At 36.5% G+C, this 14,683-nt stretch carries 17 protein-coding genes; 9 read left to right on the forward strand and 8 right to left on the reverse strand.

What is annotated here, in order from left to right:
* Nucleotides 1-12 precede the first annotated feature (12 nt).
* Entirely contained in the window at nt 13-705 is a 693-nt protein-coding gene (locus tag CKK03_RS14520) for an RraA family protein (protein ID WP_099363254.1), read from the reverse strand.
* 204 nt (nt 706-909) lie between these two features.
* On the opposite strand from CKK03_RS14520, the gene CKK03_RS14525 reads away from it, so the two are divergent.
* From CKK03_RS14525 to CKK03_RS14540, 4 genes are all read left to right on the forward strand, one after another.
* Nucleotides 910-1,995, forward strand: a complete 1,086-nt coding sequence (locus tag CKK03_RS14525) for an endospore germination permease (protein ID WP_099363255.1) — start codon at nt 910-912, stop codon at nt 1,993-1,995.
* Nucleotides 1,992-3,422, forward strand: a complete 1,431-nt coding sequence (locus CKK03_RS14530; RefSeq protein WP_099363256.1) for a spore germination protein — start codon at nt 1,992-1,994, stop codon at nt 3,420-3,422. The genes CKK03_RS14525 and CKK03_RS14530 overlap by 4 nt, the downstream gene beginning before the upstream one ends.
* A 1-nt stretch (nt 3,423) precedes the next feature.
* Nucleotides 3,424-4,590, forward strand: coding sequence for a Ger(x)C family spore germination protein (locus tag CKK03_RS14535; protein ID WP_099363257.1), 1,167 nt, complete (start codon nt 3,424-3,426; stop codon nt 4,588-4,590).
* Nucleotides 4,591-4,806: 216 nt separating this feature from the next.
* Nucleotides 4,807-5,193: a hypothetical protein gene (locus CKK03_RS14540; RefSeq protein ID WP_099363258.1), complete on the forward strand. Its 387-nt coding sequence runs from the start codon at nt 4,807-4,809 to the stop codon at nt 5,191-5,193.
* A gap of 85 nt (nt 5,194-5,278) precedes the next feature.
* Here the strand turns inward: CKK03_RS14540 and CKK03_RS14545 are convergent, their stop codons facing one another.
* The 3 genes from CKK03_RS14545 to CKK03_RS14555 form a co-directional block, all read right to left on the reverse strand.
* Nucleotides 5,279-6,010 carry an NADPH-dependent F420 reductase gene (locus CKK03_RS14545; protein ID WP_099363259.1) on the reverse strand — a complete coding sequence of 244 codons (732 nt, stop codon included), beginning with the start codon at nt 6,008-6,010 and terminating at the stop codon, nt 5,279-5,281.
* A 222-nt stretch (nt 6,011-6,232) separates the two neighbouring features.
* Nucleotides 6,233-7,003: an SDR family NAD(P)-dependent oxidoreductase gene (locus tag CKK03_RS14550; RefSeq protein ID WP_099363260.1), complete on the reverse strand. Its 771-nt coding sequence runs from the start codon at nt 7,001-7,003 to the stop codon at nt 6,233-6,235.
* A gap of 117 nt (nt 7,004-7,120) precedes the next feature.
* Nucleotides 7,121-7,879, reverse strand: coding sequence for an SDR family NAD(P)-dependent oxidoreductase (locus CKK03_RS14555; protein WP_099363261.1), 759 nt, complete (start codon nt 7,877-7,879; stop codon nt 7,121-7,123).
* Between the two features lie 175 nt (nt 7,880-8,054).
* Here CKK03_RS14555 and CKK03_RS14560 point away from each other — a divergent pair, with 175 nt between their 5' ends.
* Together CKK03_RS14560 and CKK03_RS14565 are read left to right on the forward strand one after the other, a co-directional pair.
* The gene (locus CKK03_RS14560; RefSeq protein WP_180271257.1) at nt 8,055-8,669 is read left to right on the forward strand and encodes a TetR/AcrR family transcriptional regulator; all 615 of its coding nucleotides are present in this window, start codon (nt 8,055-8,057) and stop codon (nt 8,667-8,669) included.
* 281 nt (nt 8,670-8,950) lie between these two features.
* Nucleotides 8,951-9,583, forward strand: a complete 633-nt coding sequence (locus tag CKK03_RS14565) for a LysE family translocator (protein ID WP_099363263.1) — start codon at nt 8,951-8,953, stop codon at nt 9,581-9,583.
* Nucleotides 9,584-9,626: 43 nt separating this feature from the next.
* Here CKK03_RS14565 and CKK03_RS14570 read toward each other — a convergent pair whose 3' ends face one another.
* Together CKK03_RS14570 and CKK03_RS14575 are read right to left on the reverse strand one after the other, a co-directional pair.
* Nucleotides 9,627-10,004 (reverse strand): nuclear transport factor 2 family protein, encoded by a 378-nt coding sequence (locus CKK03_RS14570; RefSeq protein WP_099363264.1) that lies wholly within the window; start codon nt 10,002-10,004, stop codon nt 9,627-9,629.
* Nucleotides 10,005-10,153: 149 nt separating this feature from the next.
* Nucleotides 10,154-11,194, reverse strand: coding sequence for an NAD(P)-dependent alcohol dehydrogenase (locus tag CKK03_RS14575; protein WP_099363265.1), 1,041 nt, complete (start codon nt 11,192-11,194; stop codon nt 10,154-10,156).
* A gap of 344 nt (nt 11,195-11,538) precedes the next feature.
* Here CKK03_RS14575 and CKK03_RS14580 point away from each other — a divergent pair, with 344 nt between their 5' ends.
* Both CKK03_RS14580 and CKK03_RS23735 read left to right on the forward strand, forming a co-directional pair.
* On the forward strand, nt 11,539-11,955 hold the full coding sequence (locus CKK03_RS14580) for a MerR family transcriptional regulator (RefSeq protein ID WP_099363266.1): 417 nt from the start codon (nt 11,539-11,541) through the stop codon (nt 11,953-11,955).
* A gap of 66 nt (nt 11,956-12,021) precedes the next feature.
* On the forward strand, nt 12,022-12,177 hold the full coding sequence (locus CKK03_RS23735) for a hypothetical protein (protein WP_180271258.1): 156 nt from the start codon (nt 12,022-12,024) through the stop codon (nt 12,175-12,177).
* A 291-nt stretch (nt 12,178-12,468) separates the two neighbouring features.
* On the opposite strand, the gene CKK03_RS14585 is transcribed toward CKK03_RS23735, so the two are convergent.
* Nucleotides 12,469-13,035, reverse strand: coding sequence for an NADPH-dependent FMN reductase (locus CKK03_RS14585; RefSeq protein ID WP_099363267.1), 567 nt, complete (start codon nt 13,033-13,035; stop codon nt 12,469-12,471).
* 14 nt (nt 13,036-13,049) lie between these two features.
* Nucleotides 13,050-14,108, reverse strand: a complete 1,059-nt coding sequence (locus CKK03_RS14590; protein WP_099363268.1) for an LLM class flavin-dependent oxidoreductase — start codon at nt 14,106-14,108, stop codon at nt 13,050-13,052.
* 137 nt (nt 14,109-14,245) lie between these two features.
* On the opposite strand from CKK03_RS14590, the gene CKK03_RS14595 reads away from it, so the two are divergent.
* Nucleotides 14,246-14,602, forward strand: coding sequence for a winged helix-turn-helix transcriptional regulator (locus tag CKK03_RS14595; protein WP_099363269.1), 357 nt, complete (start codon nt 14,246-14,248; stop codon nt 14,600-14,602).
* The last annotated feature ends 81 nt before the right edge of the window (nt 14,603-14,683 follow it).

The following is a 14,683-nucleotide window of genomic DNA, read 5'->3' on the forward strand; positions in this document are numbered from 1 at the left end:
ATGATATGAGTATCATTTGTTTTTATGTGAAGCAATAAACTCACACCCCTTTTCACAAAGTGCTGCATCCACCCACGTTCTGTCCCAGGTACCATTTTTGATGGCCACCATTATTTCTGCTTCTTTTGCTACAGTTTTACGTGCTTTCTCCAGGATTTCTGATGCATCTTTAGGATTGATGACCACAACACCATCGTCGTCCCCTACCAAAATATCACCTGGATTAATCGTTACACCATCACAAGAAATCGGAATGTTGATTTCACCGGGTCCGTCCTTATATGGACCAGCCGGCGTTACACCCGCTGCATACACTGGAATTGACATTTGTTTGATAACCCCCGCATCGCGAATCGCTCCGTCGATAACAAATCCGGCAATTCCTCGTTTTTGAGCCCAGGTAATCATTAATTCCCCAATCAGGGCATTAGTGATATCGCCCTGTCCATCAACCACAATGACATCGCCGGGAGAAGCCAGATCAATCGCTTTATGTAGCAGCAAATTATCACCTGGTCGTGTTTTTACCGTAAAAGCACTCCCAATGAGTGGTGTGGTATTGTATGGTCTAATTTTTCTACCAATGCAGGATGTCCGGTTCATGTTATCTGCAATATTCGCAACGGGAATCCCTTTAAAAGCATCAACCAAATTACGAGGTGGTCGTTCAAACTCACTATGTATTCGAAAGCCTACATTACCCATACACCTTTCATTCTCCCTTCATCTACACGCCGCATTTCACGACACTTAATAGATCATATTTAGGACTTGTACAATTTATACGGAAAAGGCGATAAATCCCATGTTGGATAATGTTCTTCACTCGTTTGATTCTTCACGTTATGCATAATTTGGTAACACAAACAAATCCTAACAGCATCGGGAATTAATTTGGTGGTGTTGGGAATGACTTTCTCTCGTACTCAGTTATTATTTGTACTTATTCTTTTTATTGGTATTTCGAATCATGTGCTCATCATGCCTCATTTGCTAACAACAGGAAAACGCGATGCATGGATTTGTGTATTTTTTGCTTATGTCATCCTGCTATTTTGGGGATATATTCTTTATTTGATTATGAAAAAGAATGAACAACGACTATGTCTTTCTGACTGGATCACATCACGTGCAGGGGGAAGGATATCACATGTTTTCATTGCTATCCTTTGGGTTTATGTATTCTCGATCAGTGCCATTTCTTTTTATGATTTGATTCAATCCATTAATATTTATTTTCTGCCGAGAACGCCATCATTTGTTGTGATGCTCCCTTTCCTTCTGATTTGTATCTGGTCCGCCTACACTGGCTTAAAATCCATTGTCTATGTATCTGCGGTTTTATTGCCGATTGTGTGGATGCTTGGAATTTTTGTAGCCACTTTTACGCTTCAAGAGAAAGATTATTCGTATCTATTCCCTGTTCTTGTTGATGGATACCAACCTGTTGTAAAAGGGACCACTATTATTCTTGGAGGGAGTGCAGATTTCCTTGTATTGTTGCTTCTTCAGCATCACTTAAAAAAATCTTTTACAAAGCTTAACCTTTTCTTATTGATTACAATTTTAGCTATTCTGATCCTTGGACCTACCATGGGCTCCCTTTCTTCATTTGGCCCGGCCGTTGCTTCTGATATGCGATTCCCGGCTTTTGAACAATGGAGACTCATTACGTTGGGGAATTATATTTCCCATGTCGACTTTTTAGCAGTGTTTCAATTATTAAGTGGTGAACTCATCCGAGTTTCATTAGGCTTATACCTCCTTTCAGATATGCTGAAAGGTCATATGCTACCAGCGAAAAAAAAGCATATATTTGCCGTTGCTTCGATTCTATTAGGATTACTGACATTAATTCCGTTAAGTGACATCTGGGTACAAACATTAGTCGGAAAGTACTTCTATCCTGCTGCTTTTATTAGTGCGATGTTCATTTCATTGGCTTTATTCATTATTAGTTACTTGCCGAGGAAGAAAGGAACCCAACAGATATGAACATGACACAATTAGAACAATTGTTAGAAAACGGAAGATTGACTTGCGGTGAGGTAAAACATTGTTTCAGTCATTATGCCGATATTGAATTTATTCCAATCGAAAATAATGAGTATCTTCAAGCTTTTTATTGTAAGGGAATGCTGGATTCTACACAGTTAAATGAATATTTTAATCGGATTCTACTAAGCATTGAAAAAAAAGAATCACGCAGTCATTCTGAAGATCTCCCACCTGTCCGACATGTAAAAAGCATAAAAGAAATGGTAAATCTTGTGTTTTCTGGTTCGTTAATTGTTTTTCGGGAAGGGACCCCGTTTTTTCATGTATTCGATATAAGCAATGTGCCGCAACGAAAGCCACAAGAATCAACGACGGAGGTTTCAATAAAGGGACCAAAAGATAGCTTTACTGAAGAAATGAATGTCAACATCTCCTTGATTCGAAAAAGAATGAAATCCGAGCAGCTCTATTCCGAGGCTTTCACCTTAGGTTCGCTTAGTAAAACCGAGGTTTCTCTACTTTATTTGAATGATAAAGCCAACCCGGAAATTATTGAGGAAGTCAGGAATAGACTCGAGGACTTTCAAGGCGAAGGCGTTGTAAGCAGTGGTCAGTTAGAACAATGGCTTTCCGATCGCACATTCTCTTTGTTTCCCTTATTTGATTATGTGACACGTCCTGACTATGTCATTGAATGCATGTTGCGCGGTAGATTTGTTTTAATTGTAAATGGATCTCCTTCCATCTTAATTGGGCCAATCAATGTTTTTGAATTAATAAAATCACCTGAAGATGTTCATTTTCCATACTACTTCGTTCTATTTGGACGACTTATCCGGATGATTGGCTTAGTCGTCGCAATTTTCCTACCAGGATTTTGGGTTTCACTATCTTCTGTCAATATTGATCAACTACCGTTTGCCTTACTGGCAACAGTCGTTGTCTCGCGTGAAGGTTTGCCATTGCCACTTGGACTGGAAGCGATTTTTATTCTCGGGTTGTTTGAGATATTAAGAGAAGCAGGAGTTCGTATGCCAACTGTCCTTGGACAAACAGTTTCCATTGTCGGAGGTATCATTATCGGTGATGCAGCGATTCGCGCAGGTCTTGCTTCCCCGACGATGATTGTTGTCATTGCATTAACAGCTGTCGCAAGCTACACGCTCGTGAATCAATCACTGGTTGGAACCGTCAGTATCCTACGTGTATATAACTTGTTACTTTCTATTTTTTTAGGAATATACGGGCTGTTTATCGGATTCTTTAGCGTTCTTATTTATCTATCGACATTGGAGTCTTTAAAAGTAGCGTATCTTGAACCCATTGCTTCGTTAACATTCAAAGAATACGTAGCGGCCCTGTTTGTGAATCCTTTTGACCGAAAAAAATTCGGAATCTCATTCATTCAGAAGCGGAGAAAATAGTATGAAACGCAAAACAATGATCGCTTGCTCTATAAACATTGTACTATGTCTTTTCGTTTTAACAGCTTGTGAAAATGACATAGGAGAAATCGAAAATCAAAACTTTGCTACCGCTATCGGTGTGGACTACCGGGATGGGGAATATTATGTCTCCATTCAAATGATTGGATTAACCTCTGTCGCAAAAAGAGAAGGTGAAAAAGGGCCACCTGCAGTGTATGTTTCGGAAACAAGCGGAAAAACATTTATCGATGCTTTTTTTAATGCATATCATACTTCACAAGAACGGTTTCTTTGGGCACATGTCACAGCCGTTGTTTTAAGTGAAAATGCACTCGAACAAGGAATGGATAGTATTTTTGATGGCTTAACACGATACTATGAGTTCCGCCCTACTCCATGGATTTTTGGAACAAAGAGCTCCATACTTGATATTTTATCGGCAATTGGATTCTTTGATCAAAATTCATTAAATACGATTCTTCATAGTCCAGAAAGTTCATACGAGCAGAGGTCGACCATCAGGCCGCTAAAATTGAATCAATTTGAACGTGAGTTTTTTGACCCTGGTCGCACGACGTATATCCCTTCGCTCACGATAGATGACCAGCAATGGAAGAAAAATAAAAAGAGCGAAGCAAAATTAGCGATTGACGGAGCGTTTTTTCTCCATAACCATAAATACAAAGGCTATTTTCCGTACGAGAAACTTAAAGGCATGCGCTGGATAGCTCAAGAAACGGTACGTGCATCCTTACTTTTACCTAATGAAAAAAAACCAGAATTTATTGCGGTACTAGAAGACCAAACGGTAAAAATCATTCCCGAAAAACAAGACGGAAACTTTCGCTTTACAGTCCTTTTTCTGGCTAACGCGATTGTCAGCAATCGCATCCAGAATAACACACTCAATGTAAATGCCATGGAGGAATTCGTACAAAAAGGAATCATTTCTGAAATAAGACAATTATATCGATTAGGTTTGGAGCATGATATCGACTTTTTAAACTTCGAGCACCAGCTTTTCAGAAAGTATAATGCTGATTGGAAAAAGCTAAAAAATCAAGATACCTTACTTCAGGAAGATACCATTAAGTCGATTGATGCACATATCACACTTGAGCATTCAGGATCATTTAAGAATCGTAAAATTGAGATTAAGGAATGAATTCCACGTTCCAAGATTAATGACAAAAAACGCAAAAGACAATAGAAGTAAATAAGGAAAAAATAACTATGTTTTCCATCGCAAAACTTTTCACCATGTTCATGTTCCTTGTGGTATAATTTCTTGGAAATTATACAGTTTCATTCGATAACTCGTAAGTCTAATTTTATAAACTAAAAAAGAATGAAACAAAAATAAAAAGTAGGGTGTGAAAAAATGCCATTGGAGAACATTGGGCTAACCGTTAGTACAATTGGTTGTATTTTGGGGATTTCACTGATTATTTTTGGAGGTTTATTCTATCTACTCGAAAATAAAAATAGGGTTATGATTGCAAAAGCATCAAAAACACTAGGTATAGGAATTTTTATGGTAACGCTAAGTATTCCGTTTTCCATTCCGAACCATTTATTAGCAGAATCCACTTCAGATGACATATTAGGTATAATCATTTTGTCGATCTTCCTTGGATTCCCTTTAATATTTATCGGATTGGCCTCTTATATCGCCCTAAACGCAAAAGCTCATGAAATTTTAAACCTTACTTCAGCGCAGGAAAAGATAATATACTTCTCTCCAATGCAGAAAAAAAAGGTGCTCTAATGGATCAATTATAAAGCCTAATTTCTCAATTTTAATACTGAGGAATTAGGCTTATTATAGTAGAACCTCATTAAAGAGAGCATTATCAATAAGTTTCCGAATTATATGTTTCTCTGTTTAGATTCACAATATCTCTATGTGTCAATCCAGCTGAAATCTTCTTCATTACTTTATCTCGTAGGAATGGGGCTTGTTCTTTATCTGCCTTTTTCAATGCTTCCATTAGAGCTTCTTTTGTTAGTTCTGTGCAGTATGCGGGAGTTCCCGGCTGTTGTCTCCACGAATCACTTAGAGAACCACTATCAACTGTGTCAAAACCTAGCTGGTTTACTAGCTCCATAATTTTTTGTTTTTGTTTTTGGTCATTACCGGCAATCGCCATGGCAATACGACCACTAGTACCTTCAGGGGTCCCTTTGTTTTCTAAAGTGTAAGCTAATAGATTGCTAAAGGCTTTAATGATAGGTCTGCCTAATTGATTTGAAACCCAAACGCTTTCAACCATGCCGTTTTCAATTTCTTCAATTTTATTGTCTCTAAAAGGATAATAATTTGAAGTGTCTACAATGATAATATCCTCTCCAGCTTTATCTACTATGTTGCGAAGGCTAGGGATTACATGAAGAGGGATAGATATGATTAGAATATCAATATTTTCTATTACGTCTTCTACATTGACAGGGGTTCCAACAATCTCTTTTCCTTCTAAACGTTCAATTTCTCGAGCATCTGCAATCTTAACATCGTGTCCATTTTCACCTAACTTTTTAGCAATAATTGTCCCTATTGCTCCTGCGCCTATAATTCCAAATCTCATAATTGTTCCTCCTACATATAATTTTGTTGGATTAAGATTCAATGACTAAATGCATAGAAGGTTTTTTTGTAGAGCAATCTCCTGTCCTAAAAAACAATACATGCGGAAAAGGAGAAATTCTTATCCTTCATCCGCATGTATTTATTGGAATGTTAATCTAAAGTGAACAAGAAATTCCAAAACAACTTTAAAAAATCAAATTATTAATAGCTTAGTAATACATTACTTTGTTGAGGTAGCTCCTCCATCAACTACAAATTCACTTCCTGTAGCAAACTTAGACTCATCAGATGCTAAAAACAACACCATATATGCAAGGTCTTTAGGATCACCTAGATGCGGTGGAAGCGGGAAATTAGTTTCTATTGTTTCTCTCAATTCTGGATACTCTTTCAACGAGCTTTCTACCATTGGGGTACTAATTACTCCTGGATGTACAGAGTTCACACGAATATTATCTTTTGCAAGTACTTTTGCAGCATGCTTTGTCATCGACCGAACAGCACCTTTAGAAGCACTGTAGGCTACATCATACCCATCAGGAGCACCACCAACAATGGCACCGATTGATGACATGTTAATAATTGATCCCTTACCGTTTTCCTGCATTTTAGGAATAACAGTTTGCATACCTAGAAATACACTAGTTGCGTTTATTGCCAAAACCTTATTCCATTCTTCTAGGGTTGCTTCCTTAACACTTTTTCCTATCTGAATGGCAGCATTATTTACTAACACATCGATCTTACCGTATTTTTTAACAGTCTCATCAATCGCACTTTTCCATTCATCAGGAGAAGACACATCTAGTTTTAAAGCAAGTGCATCCCCGCCCTTAGCATTAATTTCATTTACTCCTTCTTGTAGAAGTTCAAATTGAATGTCTGCAGCTACTACTTTTGCTCCTTCTTCAGCAAACGTCTGGGCCATTGTTAACCCCATTCCACCTGCAGCACCTGTAATGATTGCTACTTTTCCATCTAATCTAGCCATTCTATTTCCCCCTAAAAAAGTAGTTCTAGTTCGTTTAGAAAGATATACTCTTACTTTTATGACACCTTGAATCCAAGCGAATTTTATTTACATTTTTATTCGACTTTATAATGTTAATTATTTATTTATAGTAGCTCTTGCTCCATCAACTACATAGTCTGCTCCACTTACATAACTAGCTTTATCAGATGCTAAAAATGCAACTACTTCAGATACTTCTCTTGGATCTGCAAAACGTTTCATTGGAAGCAGATTTTGAGACACGTCATCAATCTGTTCTTTGGTTAATGTAGCTTCAGCCATTGGCGTGAGTATTGCTCCCGGAAGAATAGCATTGATTCTAATATTTTTATCAGCAAATTCATAGGCTGCTTGTTTTGTAAGTCCTCTGACAGCAAATTTTGAAGCAGTATATGCTGGATTAACAGTAATATCATGTCTCAACCCAGCAAGTGAGGAAATATTTATAATAGACCCATTTTTATTTTCAACCATTGTAGGTAATACTGCTCTCATGCCGTAAAATATTCCGTTCTGATTAATATCGATTATTTTTTTATACAATCCTTCTTCTATATCTAGAAGTCCTGTTATCGCACCTGCAAGTCCTGCATTATTCACTAAAATATCAATAGTACCAAATGTATCTTTCGTCTTTTGTACTACCGTGTCCCAACTATTAGGATTTGTAACATCTAACTCTACAAAAATAGCCTTATCTTCCCCGATGTCTCTTGCTACTTTTTCTCCATTTTCTACATCAAGGTCTCCGATAACAACTTTTGCACCTTCTTCAGCAAGCTTTCTCGTATGAAATTCCCCCATACCTTTCGCCCCGCCAGTAATAATTGCTACTTTTCCATCTAATAGTCCCATTATTATTCCTCCTATATGTCTATCCGCATTTAAAAGAAGTTTTTAAGAGCGCTTTCGTTTATATGATAGAGTTATTCGACTTAGCACTCAATAAGCAGGTATAATGAATATGTTGAATACTCAACAAAGTGAGTAGGTTTGTTTATTATAAGGCTTGATAAAAGGATGATTTATGTTGAATAATGCAAATCGACAAATGAGAAAGAAACAAATAACAAAGAAGTTACTAAAAAATGCTTTTATAGATCTTATTTTAGAAAATAATGATGTGCATTCTATCACAATTAGCGAAATTACTGATCGAGCTGATTTTAATAGAGGTACTTTCTATATCCATTACCAAGATAAAATCGATCTCTTGGAAGAGTTATACCAAGACGCTATCGAAGGTATACATCAGTGTATTAAAAAACCATACAGAAATAAGGGCAAGGTGTTATTAAATGGGGTTATTCCTTCTAATAAACTCATTTTTGAGCATATCGAAAAGCATAAAAATTTGTTTAAAGCTCTAGATCTTATAGAGGACAATCCAGATATATATAAACGCCTCGAGCTATTTTTATGGAATTTATTTAGTAAAGAAATTTATATTGAAAGAGAAACTGACGCTCAGGAAACAAAATATGATATCTTCCTTAGCTTTCAAGTCCACGCTACAGTTGGTGTAATAAAGTATTGGATTAAAAAGGATTTTATTTTCTCTACAAGTGTTATGAGCGAACAATTATCATCTTTTTATTCGGATAAAGTAATTGCGATGAATTTCAAGAATCAAAACCTAGATTGATAGGAGTTTTTTTCACAATTGGATGTCAAGATTCTAATCTCTTCTTTTAACGTCTAAAAAGGTCTCGGGCATTAAATAACTAACATCAAATTATCCTTCGAGGCTTTAGATGGAGTGGCGGAAAGGGCTAAAGAAGGGGTAAAGCTATAAATAAGTTTGTCTTAACAAAAGAAATCAATCAAACAAATTTTTCTGTTCAATAATTACCACCGTTTCTATATAATATACTGTAAGAATCACATGTCTGACCTGATCCTAATTTAGAATGGGGATAATTAAAAATGGAAAACTTTTATCTGTTTGTTCTTATGTGTATTTTTCTTATTATTTTACCAGGTCCTGATACTGCTATTGCTACAAAAAATACGCTCACCCTTGGGAAAAGTGGCGGTCTAAAAACAGCATTAGGCACTTGTTGCGCCCTCCTCATCCATACTTCTGCCGCAGTATTTGGACTTTCTGCCATCATTGTAAAGTCTGCCTTATTGTTCTCTATATTCAAATATGTTGGGGCAATTTACTTAATTTATCTAGGTGTTAAAACGTTATGGTCATTGAGGAGGAAGGAAGAAGCAGCCACGGTTGATGTGAACGCAAAAAGTCAGTTTGTACATACATCTTGTTTTAAACAAGGGTTCCTAACCAATATCCTTAATCCTAAAGTTGCTGTCTTTTTCTTAACCTTTTTGCCTCAATTTGTAGACCCTGGAAGCCATACCTTCATTCCTTTTCTACTAATGGGAATTACGTATACTGTATTAACCGCCATCTGGTTTTTTCTTTATGTCTTATTAATCAACCAGGTCAGTGCTTTTATGAAAAAACCAAAATCACAGAAGATCATTGAAGGAATCACAGGAACAGTCTTAGTTGGATTCGGTATAAAACTCGCCCTAGAAAAGGCTCATAATTAGAGTGCCATACGTTAAAGTATGGTACTTTTTAGTTCGTAAAAATTCATCTTTCCAGTTCGATGTATTCCCTCAATAGTTTCCACTCACTACTTTCTTTTCTCCACACAAACATACATTGAGCCGTATACGGTTCTCCATTTATGATGTTGGTTTCTCTTCCTGAAACTAAGTATTCATTTCCATTTTTACGTGGTGTGATTGAAATAACATCAAAGCTTTTTTCTGCATAATCCATTTGTCTCAACGAACGCCCAAGATCATAATCATAGTAGTACGGGTCAGGTTGATCAATATTTGAGTGTGCCCAGTATCCGACAAAACTTTTTGACATATACTCTCGAATCTGATCACCATTCTTGCTTATAAAACCTTCATTCCAAGCCTTAAAATAGCTATGTAAAATCTCCTTTATATCCTCCAACTTCTATTCCTCCTTTTGCTACCTTTTTAAATACGATACGTAAACTTCTCACTAGAATAACTTCAACAAAAATTGAAGCATCTCCTTTTAGTTCGTAAAAAAAAGATGTCCCAAAAGCATGGCTTTAAGACATCTTAAATGTTAACTAATTACATAGTACTAATATCAATTACAAATCGATACTTCACATCTGAAGCCAATACACGATCATAGGCTTCGTCAATTTGGTCAGCTGAAATGACTTCAATCATAGGAACAATCTTATATTCTGCACAGAAATCCAACATTTCCTGGGTCTCACGTATGCCTCCAATCATTGAACCTGCAAATGAACGGCGATGGCCGATTAGATTGAACACGTTTAATGACAATGGCTCTGCAGGGGCACCGACGTTAACCATTGTGCCATCAAGATTAAGGAGCCCCAAGTACTCATCCAACTTAATCTTTGCACTTACCGTGTTAATAATTAAGTCAAAGGAACCTGCAAGTGTCTCGAATGTTTCTGGATTTTTTGTGGCATAGTAGTGGTCTGCACCTAATTTCAAGCCATCTTCTTTTTTATTCAATGTTTGTGATAAGACAGTTACCTCAGCACCCATGGCATGTGCTATTTGGACAGCCATATGACCTAGACCACCCATACCTACTATCGCTACTTTCTTACCTGGGCCAGCTTCCCAATGGTTTAATGGAGAATATGTCGTAATCCCCGCACATAATAATGGTGCAGCAGCGTCAAGCTCAATACCATCAGGGATTCTGAGTACAAAATCTTCCTGAACCACAATGTGAGTCGAATAGCCTCCTTGAGTTGGTTCACCGTACTTATCAACACCAGCGTAGGTTTGGATATTACCTTTCAGGCAGTATTGTTCTTCTCCTTTCCGACAATTCTCACATTCACCACAAGAGTCAACCATACATCCTACCCCTACTCGGTCACCAATCTTATATTTTGAAACATGAGGCCCTACATCGGTAACAATTCCCGCAATCTCGTGTCCTGGTACAAGTGGATAGTGAACAGGGCCCCATTCGCCGTGAGCAGTATGAATGTCAGAATGGCAGATACCTGCATATTTAATTTCAATTAGAACATCGTGTGAATCAAGATCACGTCTTTTAATTTCAGCTGCTCGAAACGGTTTGTGAGGACCGTCAACAGCTCGTGCTTTAGCCGTTATCATGTATATAACCTCCTGTATGTAAGTTAAACTGTTTCAAGAAAAGAAGCTTGTGCTAGTTTCAATGAAGAAAAATGGTATATCTCCCCCTCCTTCATCCCTACCACACCTTTTTCCCTTGCAAAAATAATGGTAAACCTTATAGTTAACTCTAGGTCAAGGGGTTAATTTAAATATCTTACTATCTGCCTAGACAGACTCGTTCAAATGATCTACTTATCTACTATAATAACGAACGATAATAATGACTGACTTTTGTTAATGCCTTTGACAATCAAAAAATGCGGTGATAAAATCCCAACATAAACTAGAGTTAACTCGAAGTCTATCCGAAAGGAAGTTAATTGATGAAGACATACACAATAAGTGAAGTTGCAAATGAATTGAATCTTACAGTTTATACGTTGCGATACTATGATAAAGAGGGTCTTATGCCTTTTGTAGAACGTACACCCAGCGGTATAAGGGTGTTTAAAGAATCAGATATTAGCGCTTTAAAAGTCATTGAATGCTTAAAAGCCACCGGGATGCCTATTAAAGAAATCAAAACGTTCATCGATTGGTGTTCTGAAGGAGATACATCTCTCCAACAAAGATATGACATGTTTATGGAACGAAAAGCTACTGTTGAAGCACAAATGGATGAGCTAAGAAAAACAATGGAAATCATCGAGCATAAATGCTTATATTACAAGACCGCATTAGATGCTGGTACGGAAGATATTCATAAAAACGAAAAAATAGCGGTTCCCAGTTCAAATTAACAAAAACACCTGTATGTTTTTTCCTCCTAAAGAAACCATATTAACAAGAGAAAGGAGGAATAAACAATGACAGACAAGAAACAATCCCAAGAAAAACAGAAAAACAAATCCCCTCAAAATCAGTATCAAGAAGAAATAAGTGCGGAACTACTCGCCGAACGTGCATTAGCTGAAACCATCCGTGAAGGCGGTGCATTTGCTCGCCGGAATGATGAAAGCTAACGATAAAATTAAATAACTCACTGATATGATAATCGTTTAGTTCAGTGAGATAGATATTCAAAATAACACTTCAAATTAGCAAGATTTATTAGCAAATTAACCAGACAATTAGCATATGTATTGGTTATCAATTCGACAAATAAAATGGCTTAGTTCTCATCAAGGAACTAAGCCATTTACTCATTATTTCGCACTTCGAATTTTCGAGAAAAGCGCCTTTAGTTGAAGTAGAAATTGTTCAACTCAACCTTCAGTTGTCGTTATATAATCAACTATCTCTTACATATAAAATTAAAAATCATACTTATTTTCTTTTTCTTGTCTAATTTTTGTATATGTTTCAGTGAGAAGTACCGTATCTTCAACCAATCTTGTGATACGGAATAAAACATCATCATTTACTATTTCTTTTCTCAAGAAATCCTTTTCCTCAATAAAAACATAAGTTTGCACGATTTCCGCCTTCATATATGAAAGAATAGGTTTTAATTGTTGTTCGGCAACGAGATAATGCTTAGATGAACCTGCTGTTACAAGTATACTTACCACTTTATCGCGAAATGCATTAGCTGGCAGCAAATCAAAAATATTTTTCAAAGTAGCTGGAATGGATGCTTGGAAAATGGGTGTACCGATTACAATTGCATCTGCTTCCATGATTTTCTTTGTAACAAACGCAGTATCACCCTCATAATCCAAATAATTACGCCCATCACTGAATTGAACATGATAATTCGCTAAATCAATAAGACTGTATTCTGCTTCTGGGTATTTCTCAGCAATTTCTTTAGTTAAATAATCCATTGCTGTTTTGGTTTTAGAACCTACAATTGAACCTGAAATACCAACAATTTTCATTACTTATCCATCTCCTATTCTCTTGCTGTATATTTTCTAATTGCAGGTAAAATTTCTGTACCTATTAGTTCAATATTTTTAGCTAATTTATTAAATGAAACTCCACCCAAATCAATTTGAGCAAGATAACGTTGATGACCGAAAAGTTCATGTTGATATAGGATTTTTTCGATAATTTGTTGCGGGCTTCCAACATTCAATACGCTACGAACATCAGTACCTTGTGCCATAAGTTGTTTCGGAAAACCTTGACCATTTGCCAAAATAGCCCCTTGATTAATATGAGGGTAATATTCCTTTAAGGCATCCTGGGTTGTTTTCGCGGCATAAAAGAAACCCGTTGTTGCAATTGGCAAAGTGTTTGTTTCAAAACCACTACTCCTTGCAACTTCTCTATAAGCATCAATTGTTCTTTTAAAATAACTAGAAGCTCCCCCAAGCATCGCTAAGGTCATTGGAACTCCAGCAGAACCAGCTTTTATAGCACTCGCAGGTGTACCTCCAACTGCACGCCAAATAGGTAGAGAACCATTTTTAGGCCTAGGCAAAATTTTTGCATTTTTCAAAGGCTCTCTAAACTGACCACTCCAATTAACAACTTCTTCTTCATTTATTTTTAAAAGTAATTCGAATTTTTCCTCAAATAAAGCTTCGTAATCACGTATATTGTAACCTAGTAATTCAAAGAGACCGATACGTGAAGCCCTTCCTGCAATGATTTCAGTACGTCCATCCGAGATTAAATCAATTGTCGCAAAATCTTCATACACACGTACGGGGTCTAATGTACTGATAATTGTCGAAGAACTACCTATTTTTATTTTTTCTGTTGCTTGGGCAATAGCCGATAAAACAACAGTATGTGCCTGAGTAGCAAAATACTCTTGATGACTTTCTCCCACACCAAAAAAATCAATACCTGCTTGTTCAGCTAACTTAGCTAATTCAATAATTTCATGAATCCGTTGCTTAGCTGAAATACGATCTCCAGTTTTAGGATCTGGCATGTGATCGCCTAAAGTATAAAGACCAAATTCTAGACCTTTACTTTTATCGATTCGATATTTTTCCATACTATTAAACCCTACCTTTATATAAAGTTGTTTATTTTCAACTGACAATGTTATTATGACTTATAAATACTCTTTTATGAAGTACGCACTTAAAAGTGGTATAGTATACAAAATGATACTATTGGGGGTTAATAAACATGAATATTGAACCTGAATTATGTCAAGTCGATGACGCTTTAGATATTATCGTGGGGAAATGGAAGCCTATTATTTTGTTACATTTATTGAAAAACGGTACAATGAGATTCAGTGACTTAAAACGTAGTATCCCAGAGATTACACAGAAAATGTTAACTAAGCATTTGAGAGAGTTAGAAGATGAGGATATTATTGACCGAGTAGTTTACCCACAAGTACCACCTAAAGTTGAATATTCTATAACCGATTATGGAAGAAGTTTAGAACCAATTTTAGTGAATATGCATGAATGGGGTTTAAATCATCAGAAGCATAAAATGCAAAAGCAAAATGAAAGAGCATCGACAACTAAATAGTCGATGCTCTTATTAATTTAATGAGGCTTGCTTACTTTATACTTCTGATTCAACTCCCTCAGTTTGATACGAATATCTCTC

It is taken from the genome of Fredinandcohnia onubensis (assembly GCF_002734215.1).
In the GTDB taxonomy this organism is placed as follows: Bacteria; Bacillota; Bacilli; order Bacillales; family Bacillaceae_L; genus Ferdinandcohnia; species Ferdinandcohnia onubensis.